The following is a 15,784-nucleotide window of genomic DNA, read 5'->3' as shown; positions in this document are numbered from 1 at the left end:
CGGCGGCCGGGGTGGGGCCGGGCGTCCCCTCCGGGAGCGTCACCCGGCGGCGAGCACCGTGCCGATCGCCTCGGGGATGGCGGGGACGAGGTCGGACGCCGAGATCGGGGCGCCGTCATGGGCCAGCCGGGCCGCCAGCCCGTGCAGGTAGGCGCCGCACACCGCCGCCTCGCGGGGGGCGAGCCCGCCGGAGAGCAGCGCGCCGGTGAGCCCCGCCAGCACATCGCCGCTCCCCGCGGTCGCCAGCAGGGAGGTGCCCGTCGGGTTGGCCACAGCGGGCCGGCCCGGCTCGGCGACCACGGTCGTGGACCCCTTGAGCAGCACGGTGCAGCCGTACTCTTCCGCGGCGCGGGTGGCGTGCTCCAGCCGGCCGGCCTCGATGGCGGCCCGGTCGGTGCCGCGCAGCAGCCGGGACATCTCACCGGCGTGCGGGGTGAGCAGGGTCGGGGCGGTCCGCGCGCGCACCAGGTCGGGGCTGCGGGCGACCAGCGTGAGCGCGTCCGCGTCGACGAGGACCGGAAGCGCGGTGTCGAGCACCGCCTCCAGCTCCAGGACGGACATGGGGTGCAGCCCGCGGCCCGGGCCGATCACCCACGCGGCCACCCGCCCCGGAAGGGCGGCGAGCGGATCGACCGGGTCGAGCTCCGACGCCACCGTTTCGGGCCAGTGGTGCAGCACCTCGGTGACGGCGTCCGCGTGGCCCGCGTAACGGACCATGCCGACGCCCCCGCGCAGCGCCCCGCCGACCGTGAGGACCGCCGCCCCGCGGTAGCGCTGGGAGCCCGCCGCCACGCCGAGGACGCCGCGGCGGTACTTGTCGGCCTCGCGGCCGGGGGACGGCAGCAGGGCGGCGATGTCGGCGGCCTGCGGGACCTCCAGCCGCGCGAAGGGCAGCTCCGGGCCCAGCCCGATGTCGGCGAACTCCACGACGCCCGCGCGTTCGGCCCCGGGGTCGACGAACAGGCCGGGCTTGTGGGTACCGAAGGTGACGGTGACGTCGGCGCGCACCGCGGCGCCCTCGACGGCCCCGGTGTCGGCGTCGATGCCGCTGGGCAGGTCGACGGCCACCACGGGTGCGGACGCGCCCTCGGCGCACGCGGCGAGGGCGGAATGGGGCGCGCGCAGGCCGCCGCGTCCGCCGATGCCCAGCAGGCCGTCGACGATCAGGTCCGCGGCGGCGATCTCGGCCTCGGCGTCGGCGCGCGCCTGCTCCTCCTCACCCCGGACGGACAGCGCCCGCCCGCCCGCCCCCCGCAGGGCGGCCAGCCCGGCCTCGTGCACCCGCGATCCCGCGAGGACCGCGCGCACCGACGCGCCGCGGCGGGCGAGGTTCGTTCCCGCGTAGAGGGCGTCGCCGCCGTTGTCGCCGCTGCCGACCAGGAGGACCACACGGGCCCCGTAGACACGGGGGAGCATCCGGGAGCAGACGGTGGCGAGCGCGCCGGCGGCGCGCCGCATCAGGGCGCCGTCGGGCAGCCGCGCCATCAGCCGGTTCTCGGCGGCCCGGACCGTATCGACCGTGTGTGCCTGGCGCACCGGGGCCTCCTCAGGCATCGTGGCGGTCGGTGCGGCCTCCGCCCGCCCTTCCTGAGAGCATGCCCCACGCGACTGACAGGCGGAATACGGCCCGCCGGAAACGACCACGGTGCACAACGGAAAAGGCCGCCCCGTGGACGGCCCGGAACACCGGCACTACATCCCGTCGATCTCCGTCAGGTCGATCTCGATGTCGAACGGCACACCGAGTTTCAGTTCCTTGCGGTGGACGCCGGTGGCGACGTAGGCGCCGGTGGCGGGGTCCAGTTCGTAGACGTAGACGACCACGCCTCCCTGCTCGTCCTCGATCCGCCAGAAGTGCTTGATGCCGGCCTTCGCGTAGAGCTGCGGTTTCCGCTCGCGATCGCGCGCCCGAGAGTCGGGCGAGACCACCTCGACGGCCAATAGGACGGAATCGGCGGGGTAGGACGTCTGGTCACTGCCCGTCTCGGCATCGGCCCGGACTACCATGATGTCGGGCTCCGGCCGCTGCTGCGGACCGAGAAGCACGGTCATCTCGCGGCGCACACGGAGACCTTTCGGGCAGGCGGGTTCGAGGGACCGCTCCAGCAGACGCAGGACCAGCATGTGGAACAGCTTTTGCGGACTCACGAAGACGAGGCTCCCGTCGATCAACTCGGTATGCGGGGGGAGATCCGGAAGCCGGTCGAGGTCGTCGGCGGTGTAGCCATCGGGCGGGGGCACCGGCCACGAAGTGGCCTGAGTTCGCGGCATCTCGGGAGCACCGTGCCCCTCGGCCTCTGGTGCCTCCGTCTCCGATGCCTTCGGTGCGGTCGCGGAGAGCGCGCCCATGTCACTACCTCCGGTGGTCGGATCGTTTTCGTCGCCCAGAGTAACCATGGATGTCATCCCGTCATGGTGTTTCCGTCGATTCTTCCATCGCCGCACGCAGCAGCCCGGAACCTACCCGCAGGTCCGGGCGCGAACCGGAGGCGGGTGGCCCCCGGCGGTGTCTGGGGTGGCGTACGGTCGAAGCAGCCTTCCCATCGTCGCCCGGGCGGACCCCCGGGCACTGGTTTACTAGCCTGAACGCCATTTCGGGCACGGACAGCAGTACGGGACTCGCCGCATGACCTCCACGGACGACCGCATCGCGACCGACGACGGGCTGTCGAAGCGTGTCGCGCACCTCCAGAACGCCATGCACAAGCTGGGCGCAGACGTCATCAGGCTGCAGACACAGCTGACCGAGCTGGCCGCGGCCACGCCGCCCCGGCCCGACCCCGACGACTCCACGCCGTTCATCTTCAACATGTCCCGCGACGCCTACCGGGGCGAGCTCGCCTCGCTGGTCAGCTGGGTGAACGACTTCCTGGTGCCCGTCTACGTCGGCGAGACCGCCGGCTGGTGCCCGGTGTGGTGGGAGCACCACGAGGCCGTCGGCCGGCTGCACGCACTCCGGCTGGCCTACGACGAGCTCACCGACACCGCCGCCGTGGGCGCCTCGGGCCCGGGCCGGTGGCACAGCGACCACCTCGACCCGTTCCTGGACCGGGTGTGCTCCGGCAGCGGCCCCTTCGCCGCCTGCCTGACCCCCGCCGGGCACGTCGAGCGCCGCCGCCTGGCGCCCGCCCGCACGCCGGCGCGCTGACCGCGGTCCCGGTGCCCCGCCCCGGCGCCCGCCGGGCAGGGCGTCAGGTCTTGCGCAGCCGCACCCGGCGGATCCGGTGGTCCTCGCCCTTGTAGAGGACGAGCGTGGCCCGCCCGCGGGTCGGCAGGATGTTCTCCACGAGGTTGACCTCGTTGACGGTGCGCCACGTGTTCAGCGCGAACTCCTTGGCGCGCTCCTCCTCCACCGTGGTGGCGATCGCGTGGAAGTAGGAGCGGGGGTCGGAGAACGCGGTCCGCCGCAGCTCCAGGAACCGGTCCAGGTACCAGGACCGGATGTGCTCCACCCTCGCGTCGACGTAGATGGAGAAGTCGAAGAAGTCGGCCACCGCCAGCCGCCCGGGCAGCGGGGGCTGGAGCACGTTGATGCCCTCCAGGACGAGGATGTCGGGGCGGTGCACGGTCTGCACGGCGCCGGGCACGATGTCGTACGCCAGGTGCGAGTAGACGGGGATGTCCATGCGCGGCGCGCCGGCCTTGGCCTCGGAGACGAACCGCACCAGCGCCCGCCGGTCGTAGCTCTCCGGGAAGCCCTTGCGGTTCATGATCTCGCGGTCCTTCAGGACCGCGTTGGGGTAGAGGAAGTTGTCGGTGCTGACCAGCTCCACGTTGGGGTGGTCGGGCCACTGGGCGAGCAGCGTCCGCAGCAGCCGGGCGGTGGTGGACTTGCCGACCGCGACGCTGCCGGCGACGCCGATGATGAACGGGGCGGGCCGGTCGTCCTCGCCGAGGAACCCCCGCACCGCCGCGTGCCGCTGCCGGGTCGCCTTGACGTACAGGTTCAGCAGCCGCGACAACGGAAGGTAGATGTCGCGGACGTCATCGAGCGACGTGGGATCGGTCGTCCCGCGCAGGTCCTCCAGCTCGGCTTCGGTCAGGGAGAGCGGGGTGGAATCGCGCAGCGCCGCCCATGCCTGCCGGTCCAGCTCCACATACGGCGATGAGACGCCATTCTTCGTCGCTTGATTGGCCACGTTTGTCCACACTAGACGAGCGCATCGGGCGCCCCCCGCACCGCCCCGGAGCCGGGAACGCTCCGCGGGCGCCGCCGGGCGCGTACACGGGAGCGGATCCCCCGGGAGGAATCAGACACGCCGGGAGATTTTTTTTCGGGCCCGTCCGCGCCTCGGGGCGGGCCGCACCGGAGGCCGCCGATGCCCTCCTGACGTGCGCGGTCTACCCGCCCACCACCCAGTGGTCTATACCGTTACCTGGGAAAACGACGAATGGTCTGGTTCGGTGGAAGGTCGGAGAACGGCCGATCATTGGCTACGCTGGCGGCCATGTGCGGAATCGTTGGCTACGTCGGGCCGCAACCGGCGCTTGAGGTCGTCGTGGACGGTCTCGCAAGGTTGGAGTATCGCGGATACGACTCCGCGGGGATCGCCGTCCTGTCCGGCGGCCGGCTGGAGACCGAGAAGCGCGCGGGCAAGCTCGCCAACCTCCGGGCCGCCCTGGAGCAGGCCCCCCGCTCGGCCGACGGGATCGGCATCGGGCACACGCGCTGGGCGACGCACGGCGCGCCCAACGACGTCAATGCCCACCCGCACACCGACGGCGACAACCGCGTCGCCGTGATCCACAACGGGATCATCGAGAACTTCGCCCCCCTCCGCCTGGAGCTGGAGGAGCGCGGCTGCAAGTTCACCTCCGAGACCGACACCGAGGTCGCCGCCCACCTCCTCTCGCAGGAGCTCAAAGCGCAGGGCGACGCCGACCTCACCGCCGCCATGCGCGCGGTCTGCCGCCGCCTGGAGGGCGCGTTCACCCTCGTCGCGATGTCGGTCGACGACCCCGAGCTCGTGGTCGCCGCGCGCCGCAACTCCCCGCTCGTCGTCGGGCGGGGCCAGGGCGAGAACTTCCTCGCCAGCGACGTCGCCGCCTTCATCGCCCACACCCGCGACGCCATCGAGCTGGGCCAGGACCAGGTCGTCGAGCTGCGCCGCGACTCCGTGACCGTGACCGACTACGACGGCAACCCCGCCGACGTGCGCGAGTTCCACGTCGACTGGGACGCCTCCGCCGCCGAGAAGAGCGGCTACGACTACTTCATGCTCAAGGAGATCGTCGAGCAGCCGCAGGCGGTCGCCGACACCCTCCTGGGCCGGGTCGGGGTCGACGGCACGCTGACCCTCGACGAGATGCGGCTGGCACCGTCGGAGCTGCGCGAGATCGAGAAGATCGTGATCATCGCGTGCGGCACGTCCTACCACGCGGGGCTGATCGCCAAGTACGCCATCGAGCACTGGTGCCGCATCCCCTGCGAGGTCGAGGTCGCCAGCGAGTTCCGCTACCGCGACCCCATCCTGGACCGGCAGACCATGGTCATCGCGATCTCCCAGTCGGGCGAGAGCATGGACACCCTGATGGCGGTGCGCTACGCCCGCGAGCAGCGCGCCCGCGTGCTGGCCATCTGCAACGTCAACGGCTCCACGATCCCGCGCGAGTCCGACGGCGTGCTCTACACCCACGCCGGGCCCGAGGTCGGCGTGGCCGCCACCAAGACCTTCCTCACCCAGCTGGTGGCCTGCTACCTGGTGGGCCTGTACCTGGCGCAGGTGCGCGGCCTCAAGTTCGGCGACGAGATCAACGCGGTCATCGAGCAGTTGGCGAACATGCCGGCCCAGGTCGAGCGGGTCCTCGGGACCGTCGGCCCGGTCCGGGAGCTGGCGCACTCGCTGGCCGACTCCGGCACGGTGCTGTTCCTGGGCCGCCACGTGGGCTACCCGGTCGCCCTCGAAGGCGCGCTGAAGCTCAAGGAGCTGGCCTACATGCACGCCGAGGCGTTCGCCGCCGGCGAGCTGAAGCACGGCCCGATCGCGCTGATCGAGGACGGCCTGCCGGTGGTGGTCGTGGTTCCGTCGCGCGAGGGCCGCGGCGTCCTGCACGACAAGATCGTCTCCAACATCCAGGAGATCCGCGCCCGCGGCGCCCGCACCATCGTGATCGCCGAGGAGGGCGACGACACGGTGCGGCCGTTCGCCGACGAGCTGATCGAGATCCCCGCCGTCCCCACGCTGCTCCAGCCGCTGGTGGCCACGATCCCGATGCAGGTGTTCGCCTGCGAGCTCGCCCTGGCCAAGGGCAACGACGTCGACCAGCCCCGCAACCTCGCCAAGAGCGTGACCGTGGAGTAGGCGGCCGGCGCAGGAGCGCAGACCGCCGGAGGGGGCGGGCCCGTGGACACGGGCCCGCCCCTTCCGTGCGTCCCCGTGCGCGCGTCCGGGCACGCCTCCGCGGGCCTCCCCCGCGCGTGTCCGCTTCCGGCCGCGCGCAGGGGGGCGCACGGCTTCGCACGGGGCTTGACTCCGGGAGCGCCGAGGTATCGCATGGTCAGCGCCCGGCACGGCGCGGCGCACGCGGCACAGGGATGGTGCGGCCCGCCGCCGGGTCGCGGGCGGGCACGGCGAACGCACCGCCCCCACCGGCGCCCACGGCGCCCCATCGCACACGGAAGGACGACCACATGCCACGACGTCGGCTCCGACACGGCGGCATCACCGTTCTGGCGGCGCTCCTGCTGGCCACCTCCCCCGGGACCGCGGCGGCCGCGGCCCCCGGCGACGGCATCGGCGACCCGTACTTCCCCACCTACGGCAACACGGGCTACGACGTCGCCCACTACGACCTGCGGCTCGGCTACACCCCGCGCACCGACCGGCTGACGGGCACCGCCACGCTCGTGGCCGAGGCCACCGAGGACCTCGACTCCTTCAGCCTGGACTTCCTGCTGGACGTCGACTCCGTCCGGGTCAACGGCAAGGCGGCGGACGCCGAGCGGAGCGGCGAGCACAAGATCGTCATCACCCCGGCCCGGCCGATCGCCGAGGGCGGGCGGCTGACCGTCGTCGTGAAGTACGCAGACGTGCCCTCGACCGTGCAGTGGGGCGACGGCTCACTCACCGGGTGGAACCGCACCCCCGACGGCGCCATCGCGCTCGGCCAGCCCGAGGCGTCGTGGTGGTGGTTCCCCGCCAACGACCACCCGCGCGACAAGGCGACCTTCGACGTCGCGATCACCGTCCCCGAAGGAACCAGCGCGGTGAGCAACGGCGTCCTGACCGGCGAGACCACCCGCGCCGGCCGGACCACCTCCACGTGGCGCCAGGACGAGCCGTCGGCCACCTACCTCGCCACCCTGGCCATCGGCGGCTACGAGACCCACGAGGACGAGACCGCCTCCGGGCTGCCCGTCTACAACGCCTACAGCGACGGCCTCGGGTCACTGGCCGGCCCGGCGAAGGCCAGCATCGAGCGGGGCGAGGAGATCATCGGGTTCCAGGAGGAGAGCTTCGGCCCCTACCCCTACAACGCCGTGGGCGGCGTGGTCGCCGGCCCGGCGGCCGACCTCGGCTTCGCCCTGGAGACCCAGACCCGGCCGGTCTACAGCCACGCGTTCTTCGCACGCGGCTCCAACACCTATGTGGTGGCCCACGAGCTCGCCCACCAGTGGTGGGGCGACCACGTCTCGGTGGCCGGCTGGCAGGACATCTGGATCAACGAGGGCTTCGCCACCTACGCCGAGTGGATGTGGTCGGAGGAAGAGGGCGAGGGCACCGCCCAGGAACTGGCCGACTACACCTACCACCTGTACCCCGAGGACGACGGGTTCTGGAAGGTCGCCCCGGGCGACCCCGGCCCGGAGAACGTCTTCCACCCCGCCGTCTACGACCGCGGCGCCCTTGCCGTGCACGCCCTCCGCCAGGAGATCGGCGACGACGCCTTCACCGAACTCCTCACCACCTGGCAGGAGGAGCACGCCCACGGCAACGCCTCGGTGGCGGAGTTCACCGCCCTGTCGGAGAAGATCTCCGGCCGGGACCTCGGCGACCTCTACGACGCCTGGCTCTACACCCCGGGCCGCCCCGCCCTGGACACCGCCGCCGCGTCGGCGGTCACCACCCGCTCCGCCCCGGAACAGCCCGCGTCCTGGCAGCGGATCCGCGACAACCACGAACTGCTGCACACCGCCGGCACCGGCTGACCGGGCGCCCGAACGCGTGTGGGGCGCCCCCGGGCAGGGGGCGCCCCACACGCACCGGCCGGTGTACGGCCGGACGATCAGCCCAGCGTCGTGCGGACGACCCCGGCGAGGCGCTCGGCGAGCTCGTGGGCGTGGGGTTCGGCGGCGGCCTCCACCATGACGCGGACCATCGGCTCGGTGCCGCTGGGGCGGATGAGGACGCGGCCGGACTCGCCCAGCTCCGCCTCCGCCTCGCGGACCGCCGCGGCCAGCTCCCGCGAGGTCGCGGCGCGGGTCCGGTCGACGCCGCGGACGTTGATGAGGACCTGCGGCAGCCGGGTCATGACCTTGGCCAGCTCGCCCAGCGCCAGGCCGCGCCGGCTCATGGCGCCCAGCAGGTGCAGCCCGGTCAGCAGGCCGTCGCCGGTCGTGGCGTGGTCGAGCAGCACCACGTGCCCCGACTGCTCGCCGCCCAGCGAGAACGACCCCTCGCGCATGGCCTCCAGGACGTACCGGTCCCCCACCGGGGTCTCGACGACGGTGATCCCGGCCTCGCGCATGGCCAGCTTCAGCCCCAGGTTGGACATCACCGTGACGACCAGCGTGTCCTTGGCGAGGCGGCCCGACTCCTGTAGCTCCAGCGCCAGGATCGCGAGGATCTGGTCGCCGTCGACGACCGAACCGTCGGCCGCCACCGCCAGGCAGCGGTCGGCGTCGCCGTCGTGGGCGATCCCCGCGTCGGCGCCGTGCCGGCGGACCGCCTCCTGGAGCTCCTCCAGGTGGGTGGAGCCGCAGCCCTCGTTGATGTTGAGGCCGTCTGGCGCGTCGCCGATGGTGATGACCTCGGCCCCCGCGCGGCGCAGCGCCTCGGGGGCGACCGAGGACGCCGCGCCGTTCGCGCAGTCGACCACCACGCGCAGGCCGTTCAGCGACTGGCCGAGCGAGGCCACCACGTGGGCGATGTAGCGCTCGGCGCCGTCGTCGGCATCGGTGACGCGGCCGACGGCGGCACCCACCGCGTCCTCGTGGGCGACGCCGACGGCCTCCTCGATCTCGTCCTCGGCGGAGTCGGCGAGCTTCTGCCCGCCCCGGCCGAAGATCTTGATGCCGTTGTCGGGGGCGGGGTTGTGGCTGGCCGACAGCATGACCCCGAAGTCGGCGTCCAGCTCCGCTGTCAGGTAGGCCACCGCCGGCGTGGGCAGCACCCCGAGCCGGACGACGTCGACGCCGGCGCCCGCCAGGCCGGCGACCACGGCCGCCTCCAGGAACTCCCCGGAGGCGCGGGGATCCCTGCCGACGACCGCCTTCGGCCGCGCCCCCTCGTCACGCGCCTCGGGGGTGAGCACCCGTGCCGCCGCCGCGGCGAGATCGAGCGCCAGGGTGGCGGTGAGGTCGCGCCCGGCGACCCCCCGGACTCCGTCGGTACCAAACAGCCGAGCCACGGACCATTCGCCCCTTCGTATAAGCAGACAGCTAAGCGGACAGCATCGAGTTGGGAAGCCGCGTGCGGTCCGCGGGGCCGCGACCGGACGCCCCGGCCCCGCACCACCCACCCGGAAACAGCTGTGGCCCGCACAGGCCACCCCCTGAGCGGGGGGACCGGCGGGCCTAGCCTGCCGCGCGGACCGTGGTCCGCGCGGCTCCCGGCGGGGTTGTTACCGCTTGGAGTACTGCGGAGCCTTGCGGGCCTTCTTCAGACCGGCCTTCTTGCGCTCGACCTCGCGGGAGTCGCGGGTGAGGTAGCCGGCCTTCTTCAGCGGCGGGCGGTTGTTCTCGGGGTCGAGCCCGGCGAGCGCACGCGCGATGCCGTGGCGCAGCGCACCGGCCTGACCGCTGGGGCCGCCGCCGTTCAGCCGCGCGAAGACGTCGTAGGCCTCCTCGAAGCCGAGGGTGACCAGGGGCTCCTTGATGAGCTGCTGGTGCACCTTGTCGGGGAAGTACTCCTCCAGCGGCTTGCCGTTGACCTTCCACTCCCCGGAGCCGGGGGTGATGCGGACGCGGGCGATGGCCTGCTTGCGGCGGCCGGTTCCGGCGCCGGGGCCGGACGCGGTGGGGACGTATCCCTCGACGGACGCCTCAGGCGTCTCGGTGGTGTACTCCGCGGGGAACTCCTCGGAGTTCTCCTCGAAGTCCTGTGCTGCGGCGTCTTCGATGCCGGTGGGCTCGACCACGGTTCTCCTCGTAATTCCTTGACTCTCGCGAACGCCTAAGCGGGCTGATCGATCTTCTTGATTTCGAACGGCACCGGCTTCTGAGCCTGGTGCGGGTGCTCCGCGCCGGCGTACACCTTGAGCTTCTTGGCCATCTGGCGGCCGAGGGAACCCTTGGGCAGCATGCCCTTGACGGCCTTCTCGACGGCGCGCTCGGGCTGCTTCGCCATCAGCTCGCTGTAGGCGACGGAACGCAGACCGCCGGGGTAGCCCGAGTGCCGGTAGGCCCGCTTCTGCTCCAGCTTGCGGCCGGTCAGCGCCACCTTGTCGGCGTTCACGATGATCACGAAGTCGCCGGTGTCGATGTGGGGCGCGTAGTAGGTCTTGTGCTTGCCCCGGAGCAGCGTGGCGACGTGGCTGGCCAGCCGTCCGAGCACGAGATCGCTGGCGTCGATGACGTGCCACTGACGCTGGACATCGTTGGGCTTGGGGCTGTATGTGCGCACGATCGTATGCCTTCGTCTCAGTCGGCGGGGTCCATCCCCGCGGACGGAGATGGAGAACTCGTAATTTCCGGGCCGGCGGTCCGTCGTATGAGGGACGTACCGACGATTGAGTGCGCAGACAATGATGCGTGATCGGCGCCCAGCGGAAAGCGCGGGAACCCACGGCAACTCAACGCACAACGACGGAGTATCATACCGATCGGAGGCACCACAGGTCAAAACGGCCCACGATCGTACTCTGCTCGATCTTGGACCCAACCCTGGCGACACCGCGATCCGTGATTACTCCACTCTCATTATGCCCTGCCCGATGAGTGGTTTGGCCGGATCACGGCGCCGCCCGCCCTCGGAGCGGGGGCGGGTCGGGCGGGATCCCGGCAGGGGCACGGCCGCCGGTGCGCGATACGAACCGGATATCAGGACTTGGGAGATTACCGTCATACTCGCCCACCCGTGTCGAAGGGGGCGCTAAAGTCGGATGCGAGCATAGCGCGCACACGCCGCGGCCTCTCCCCGGCGCGCCGCGCGCACCGCCCCGACCCCGGTGGGCACTCCGGCCGCACGCGGCACGCCCGTGTCGGCGCCTCCCGAACGGCGAGGGACCGCCACCGGAGACCGGGGCCGACGCCCACCACCACGGGCCGTCCCGCGTCGAGCGGCTATCGTCGGCCCGCACAGCCGATACCCGGGGTGGGAGGCGCGCCGCGGCCGGCAGCTCCGGCCCGGTCGCCCGCCGATCGACGCCTACGGCCTCACCTGGAGCCACATGGACGGGTCCCGCCAACGAACGCTTCGGGTCATCGCCCCGCACCCGCCCGGCGTCCTTCCCCCGTGAACGGAGGATCCCGCACCGGCGGACCGGATGTCCGCCCCGGCCCGCAGCCGCCCCCGAACCGAGGCAATGGACGGTGTAACGCCCAGTGGTCGCACCCGAGCCCCGTAGACATCACTCGCCGCCGACCGGGCGGTAGGCCCGGATACCTTGGATTTCCCTAACCGAGCGTGTTGAAGCTATCACACGCGCCTGTCCCAGGATGTGTTCGCCCTCCGGCCGCGACCGGGGGTTCCATGCAAGGAGTCTGCAGATGATCCCAATGACGGCCGCCCTGGCCCCGATGGCCGACCGCAGCGCCAAGGTGACGCCATGAGCCAGGGTCCCGCCGACGACTCCACGCACCCCTTCCCCATCGCCCCGCCCCCCGACCCGGCACCGGCCGCGCCGTACGGGGCCGACGCCCCCGGCGCGCCGGGGCCCTACACCGCTCCGGGCGGGCCCCAGGCGCACGGGGCGCCGCAGGCCGCCTCGGGCCCGCAGTACCCCCCGCAGGGGCCGGCGGCGCACGGCCCCGTCCCGCCGGGGCACCCCGGCGAGCCCCACGGCGCACCGCCCGCGGCGGCCTACCCGCCGGGGCGGCCGCCAACGGGCGGCCAGTACCCCATGGCGGGGCCCGCCGGCGGACAGCCGCCGATGCCCTCGCCCACCGGCGGCCGGCATCCCATGGGCCCGTCCGCCGCCGCGCAGCAGCCCCGGGGGCCGCAGGGGCCCCACGGGCCGCAGTACGACGCCCAGGGACAGGGGCAGCACATGGGCGGCCAGTACCCGATGTCGGCGGCCCCCGGGGCGCCGGCCTACCCCGCCGCGGGCCAGTGGCCGGCGCCCGGGCAGGAGCCGCCGCAGCCGCACGTCCCCCCGACCGGCGGCCAGTACCCGTTGCACGGGCAGCCCACCGGCGCGCCCGATGCCGACCAGTACCAGGTGGGCGCGTCGTCCGGCGGGCACCGGCCCGCCATGGACCCGGCCGCCGGCCAGGGCCCCATGGCCCCGCCCTCCCCAACGGGCGGGCAGCAGCCCTTCACCGCCCCCGGCCGCCCCGGCGCGCCCCAGCCCCCGGCCTATGGGGACCCGGGCCACCAGAACGCGCAGCCGGGCTACCCCGGCGGCCCCTACGGCGCCCAGGCGCCGGGCCCCGTCCAGCAGGGCGGGTTCCCCGGCGGGCAGGGCCCCGCGCCGGCTCCGGCCCGGCCGGGCCTGCCCGCCGCCCCGCTCCCCCTGGGCGCGGCCCCGGCGACCGGCCCCCAGCAGCCGCCGCAGGGTGCGCCGGCCTACCCGGGGGCGGGCACGGGCGGACAGCGGCCGATGGGCGGCCCCACCGGCGCGCCGACCTACCCCGGCGGGCCCACAGGCGGGCACCCTCCCATGGGCGGCATGGGCGGTCCCACCGGCGGCCGGCAGCCCATGGGCGGCCCCTGGGGCACCGTCCCCGCCGACCCGCAGCAGCCCCTTCAGGGCCGCATCGTGCAGCCCGGCACGCCCGTGCCCGACTCCGTCGAGGAAGCGCCCGTGTTCCCGCCCGATGCGGGGGCGGCCACCCAGAACATGAACGCGGTCGTCGACGACGGCGCCACCCAGGCCATCCCGCCGGTGACCGCCGAGTACGGCGGCCGGCAGATGTTCCGCGACGAGTCGCCGCGCGGCGGTGACGCCACGGCCGAGATCAACCTGTCGGGCATGGACGACTACACGCCCCCGCCCGGTCCCGGCCGGGGCTCCGATCGCGGATCCGGCGGCGGGCTGAGCACCACCGCGAAGGTCCTGATGGGCGTCGGCTTCGTGGTGCTACTCGTGGCAGGCGGCGGCGGGGCGTTCTGGGTGGCCACCAGCGGCGGTTCCGGCGGCGCCGGGATCGCCGGGGGCGACGCTCCGGCCTCTCCCGCGTCCCTCGAATCGGGGGACCTCTTCCCCGGTGACGTCGAGGTCGCGGGGCAGCCCTACACGCTCGCCATCACCGACGACACCACCGACTGCGACACCGTCGCCCACGGCGAATACGGCCAGGTGCTCGCCGACAACGACTGCCGGCAGATCGTCCGCGCGACCTACGTCAACGAGGACGCCACACGGGCGGTCACCGTCGGCATCGCGGCCATGGGCACCCCCGAGGACGCCGGCGCCGCGCTGGAGGCGCAGGACCCCGGCGAGGGTGAGTGGTTCGCCGGCCTCGCCGGCCAGGAGGGCACCGGCGCCGAGCGCATGGCCTTCGCCGCGGGGCACGGCTCCGGGGGGCAGTGGGGCCCCTACCTGCTGTACTCCCTGGCCGCCAACAGCGACGGCCGTGCCGCCGCCGGCCAGTCCGATGAACTGTCGGAGCTCAGCGACGACTTCGTCGAGGTCCCGATGGAGCCGCTGGCCGAACAGTCCGGCTGACCCGGCGGGCCGGCCCGGGACACCGCACCCGGGCCGGCCCCGGCCGCGCTCCGGCGCCCCCCGGTTCATCCCGCTCGGCGGCGGGGCGGCGAGGCGCCGGTCCGGGCCGATCGGGGCCCTGCCGTCCCCAACGGCGCGGGGATCCGATCCGTCCCCTCCGCCCGGCGCGGTCCCGCATCCCGGTGCCCGAACGCCGCCGCCCCCGCTGAGGGGCGACGGCAGCTGTACACGGCCCCGCCTCCGGTCATCCCGGCGCCGGATCCGCCGGGGCTCCACTCGATTCCGCGGCGGCCCCCTCAGACCCCCGGAAGGGTGCGCACGCGCCGGGTGGCGGTCGCGCGGGCCGCGAGGCCGGTCTCGGCCGGATAGCGGATCTCCTCCAGGGTGAGGCCGTGCGGGGGCACCACGTGGACCGCGGAGTCGCGCACCCCGGCGGTCAGGACCCGCCGCGGCCAGTCGGGCCCGCGGCGGCCGTCGCCCACCGCCAGCAGCGCACCCACCAGGGCGCGCACCATGTTGTGGCAGAACGCGTCCGCCTGGACGGTGCCCGCGTAGAGGTGGTCGCCCTCGCGCTCCCACGACAGGCGCAGCAGCTCCCTGATGGTCGTCGCACCCTCACGCCTGCGGCAGAACGCGGCGAAGTCGTGCTCCCCGATCAGCTCGGCCGCCGCGGCGTTCATCCGGTCGACGTCCAGCGGGCGCTTGTGCCACAGGACGTCGCGCCGGCGCAGCGGGTCCACGCCGCCGGGCGCGTCGCTGACCCGGTAGACGTACCTGCGGAACATCGGGGAGAACCGCGCGTCGAAGCCCTCGGGGGCGCGGGCCACCTCCCGCACCCGGACATCGGCGGGCAGCACCCCGGCCAGCCGGCGCAGCAGCCGGTCCCCCTCCGCCTCCCACACGCCGGCCGGGAGGTCGACGTGCGCCACCTGGCAGCGGGCGTGCACGCCCGCGTCGGTGCGCCCGGCGACGGTGAGCCGCGCCGCCTCCACCCGCAGGACGCGCGCCAGCGCCTCCTGCAGCTCCCCCTGGACGGTGCGCCGCCCCGGCTGCTCCGCCCAGCCGGAGAACTCCGTGCCGTCGTAGCCGATGTCCAGCCGCACCCGGACCGCTCCGGCCCCACTCATGTCCTTCGCCCCTCTACGACAGAGTGCCCGACCCCCGTGCGGGGATCGGGCACCGGATGACCACGACGCGAAGGCTACTTGTCCTCGCCCTTGTCCTCACTGGTCTCCGCGGCCGGGGTGTCGTCCTCGGCCTTCTCGGTGTCGGCCGCCCCGGCGACCGGAGCGGCGGCGGTCTCCTCCGCCGTGTCCGCGGCCGGGGCCTGCTCGGCGGGGGCGGCGGCCGCACGCGGCGCGGCCGCGGTGGCCGGGCCGGCCTCGACCAGCTCGATCACGGCCATGGGCGCGTTGTCGCCCTTGCGCGGACCGATCTTGGTGATCCGGGTGTAGCCGCCCGGGCGGTTCTCGTAGCGGGGGCCGATCTCGGTGAACAGCTCGTGCACGACCGACTTGTCCGCGATCTTGGTCATCACCTGGCGGCGGGCGTGCAGGTCGCCGCGCTTGCCCAGGCTGATGAGCTTCTCCGCGTAGGGGCGCAGGCGCTTGGCCTTGGCCTCCGTGGTCTTGATGCGGCCGTGCTGGAACAGCGAGGTCGCCAGGTTCGCCAGAATGTGCCGCTCATGAGCCGGGCCGGAACCCAGGCGAGGCCCCTTCGTTGGCGTGGGCATGGTGTCGTTCTCCTAGGGGTGCCGGTCCCCGGCGTGTTTTCCCGTACGCCGGGGACCTTGGGC

General features: G+C 73.7%; 12 protein-coding genes. 4 read left to right on the top strand and 8 right to left on the bottom strand.

Translation table 11 applies throughout. The annotated features are described in order from the left end of the window. Positions 1–39 precede the first annotated feature (39 nt). Both ACFO4E_RS16885 and ACFO4E_RS16880 read right to left on the bottom strand, forming a co-directional pair. Positions 40–1,536: an NAD(P)H-hydrate dehydratase gene (locus ACFO4E_RS16885; protein WP_378575945.1), complete on the bottom strand. Its 1,497-nt coding sequence runs from the start codon at positions 1,534–1,536 to the stop codon at positions 40–42. Positions 1,537–1,692: 156 nt separating this feature from the next. Further along, positions 1,693–2,397, bottom strand: a complete 705-nt coding sequence (locus ACFO4E_RS16880; protein ID WP_378576090.1) for a Uma2 family endonuclease — start codon at positions 2,395–2,397, stop codon at positions 1,693–1,695. A gap of 229 nt (positions 2,398–2,626) precedes the next feature. Between ACFO4E_RS16880 and ACFO4E_RS16875 the strand changes: the two genes are divergently transcribed. After that, the gene (locus tag ACFO4E_RS16875) at positions 2,627–3,148 is read left to right on the top strand and encodes a DUF4913 domain-containing protein (RefSeq protein WP_378575943.1); all 522 of its coding nucleotides are present in this window, start codon (positions 2,627–2,629) and stop codon (positions 3,146–3,148) included. A 43-nt stretch (positions 3,149–3,191) separates the two neighbouring features. Here the strand turns inward: ACFO4E_RS16875 and coaA are convergent, their stop codons facing one another. Continuing rightward, the gene (coaA, locus tag ACFO4E_RS16870; RefSeq protein ID WP_378575941.1) at positions 3,192–4,097 is read right to left on the bottom strand and encodes a type I pantothenate kinase; all 906 of its coding nucleotides are present in this window, start codon (positions 4,095–4,097) and stop codon (positions 3,192–3,194) included. 351 nt (positions 4,098–4,448) lie between these two features. Between coaA and glmS the strand changes: the two genes are divergently transcribed. Next, positions 4,449–6,302 carry a glutamine--fructose-6-phosphate transaminase (isomerizing) gene (gene glmS / locus ACFO4E_RS16865; RefSeq protein ID WP_378575939.1) on the top strand — a complete coding sequence of 618 codons (1,854 nt, stop codon included), beginning with the start codon at positions 4,449–4,451 and terminating at the stop codon, positions 6,300–6,302. A gap of 329 nt (positions 6,303–6,631) precedes the next feature. After that, positions 6,632–8,149 (top strand): M1 family metallopeptidase, encoded by a 1,518-nt coding sequence (locus tag ACFO4E_RS16860; protein ID WP_378575938.1) that lies wholly within the window; start codon positions 6,632–6,634, stop codon positions 8,147–8,149. A gap of 77 nt (positions 8,150–8,226) precedes the next feature. Here ACFO4E_RS16860 and glmM read toward each other — a convergent pair whose 3' ends face one another. The 3 genes from glmM to rplM form a co-directional block, all read right to left on the bottom strand. Continuing rightward, positions 8,227–9,570 (bottom strand): phosphoglucosamine mutase, encoded by a 1,344-nt coding sequence (glmM, locus tag ACFO4E_RS16855; protein WP_378575937.1) that lies wholly within the window; start codon positions 9,568–9,570, stop codon positions 8,227–8,229. Positions 9,571–9,783: 213 nt separating this feature from the next. Then, positions 9,784–10,299: a 30S ribosomal protein S9 gene (gene rpsI, locus ACFO4E_RS16850; protein WP_378575936.1), complete on the bottom strand. Its 516-nt coding sequence runs from the start codon at positions 10,297–10,299 to the stop codon at positions 9,784–9,786. Positions 10,300–10,334: 35 nt separating this feature from the next. Beyond that, complete coding sequence (gene rplM, locus ACFO4E_RS16845; RefSeq protein WP_378529529.1) at positions 10,335–10,784, bottom strand: 50S ribosomal protein L13; 450 nt, start codon at positions 10,782–10,784, stop codon at positions 10,335–10,337. 1,144 nt (positions 10,785–11,928) lie between these two features. Between rplM and ACFO4E_RS16840 the strand changes: the two genes are divergently transcribed. Continuing rightward, positions 11,929–13,989 carry a hypothetical protein gene (locus tag ACFO4E_RS16840; protein ID WP_378575935.1) on the top strand — a complete coding sequence of 687 codons (2,061 nt, stop codon included), beginning with the start codon at positions 11,929–11,931 and terminating at the stop codon, positions 13,987–13,989. 296 nt (positions 13,990–14,285) lie between these two features. Here the strand turns inward: ACFO4E_RS16840 and truA are convergent, their stop codons facing one another. Further along, positions 14,286–15,116, bottom strand: a complete 831-nt coding sequence (truA, locus tag ACFO4E_RS16835) for a tRNA pseudouridine(38-40) synthase TruA (RefSeq protein WP_378575934.1) — start codon at positions 15,114–15,116, stop codon at positions 14,286–14,288. Positions 15,117–15,190: 74 nt separating this feature from the next. Continuing rightward, positions 15,191–15,721, bottom strand: coding sequence for a 50S ribosomal protein L17 (gene rplQ / locus ACFO4E_RS16830; RefSeq protein WP_378575933.1), 531 nt, complete (start codon positions 15,719–15,721; stop codon positions 15,191–15,193). Between the last annotated feature and the right edge of the window lie 63 nt (positions 15,722–15,784).

The sequence above is a fragment of the Nocardiopsis mangrovi genome, from assembly GCF_042653925.1.
GTDB lineage: Bacteria > Actinomycetota > Actinomycetes > Streptosporangiales > Streptosporangiaceae > Nocardiopsis_B > Nocardiopsis_B mangrovi.
Note: the sequence above shows the minus strand (reverse complement) of the source record. Positions and strands in the feature narration are given on the sequence as shown.

Excerpts from the sequence above, each read along its gene's own strand:
- truA (WP_378575934.1), bottom strand. The coding sequence starts at position 15,116 with ATGAGTGGGGCCGGAGCGGTCCGGGTGCGGCTGGACATCGGCTACGAC.
- ACFO4E_RS16860 (WP_378575938.1), top strand. The coding sequence starts at position 6,632 with ATGCCACGACGTCGGCTCCGACACGGCGGCATCACCGTTCTGGCGGCG.
- ACFO4E_RS16840 (WP_378575935.1), top strand. The coding sequence starts at position 11,929 with ATGAGCCAGGGTCCCGCCGACGACTCCACGCACCCCTTCCCCATCGCC.
- glmS (WP_378575939.1), top strand. The coding sequence starts at position 4,449 with ATGTGCGGAATCGTTGGCTACGTCGGGCCGCAACCGGCGCTTGAGGTC.
- ACFO4E_RS16875 (WP_378575943.1), top strand. The coding sequence starts at position 2,627 with ATGACCTCCACGGACGACCGCATCGCGACCGACGACGGGCTGTCGAAG.
- rplQ (WP_378575933.1), bottom strand. The coding sequence starts at position 15,721 with ATGCCCACGCCAACGAAGGGGCCTCGCCTGGGTTCCGGCCCGGCTCAT.
- ACFO4E_RS16880 (WP_378576090.1), bottom strand. The coding sequence starts at position 2,397 with ATGGTTACTCTGGGCGACGAAAACGATCCGACCACCGGAGGTAGTGAC.